Annotated in this window: 1 protein-coding gene; it reads left to right on the top strand. The window is 65.6% G+C overall.

What is annotated here, in order from left to right; genetic code table 11:
• The coding region (locus GTR02_RS22205; protein ID WP_166609611.1) for an IS3 family transposase at window positions 1-145 on the top strand (145 nt) is incomplete at its 5' end.
• Window positions 146-384 lie beyond the last annotated feature (239 nt).

Genomic DNA, 384 nt, shown 5'->3' with positions numbered 1-384 from the left:
GCGCGGCATCGACGACGTCGAGATCGCCGTCGCCGAGTACATCGACTGGTACAACCACCGCCGGCTACACGGGGAGCTCGGAATGATCCCTCCCGTGGAGTACGAGGCCCAGTTCAGCACTCACCCCATCGCGGCTGGTGCCTGACCCGCGTGGCTTCACGCCCTCCATCAAACCCGGGCCTTGACACACTTCATCGAGGCCAGACACCACCGAGACTGGTCGGTTGGATTACCGGCGCTACGAGTTCGCGGTCATCCCGCGATCCGCGCGGTCGTGGACACCCCGCTCCCCTCCCCCGGCGGGTCCTAACGATCTTCGACTAGGACAGGTTGGATGAGACAAGTAGGCCGCCAGACGTCGCACGCGACCTGTCCCACCGCAGG

It is taken from the genome of Kineococcus siccus (assembly GCF_009906795.1).
In the GTDB taxonomy this organism is placed as follows: Bacteria; Actinomycetota; Actinomycetes; order Actinomycetales; family Kineococcaceae; genus Kineococcus; species Kineococcus siccus.
Note: the sequence above shows the minus strand (reverse complement) of the source record. Positions and strands in the feature narration are given on the sequence as shown.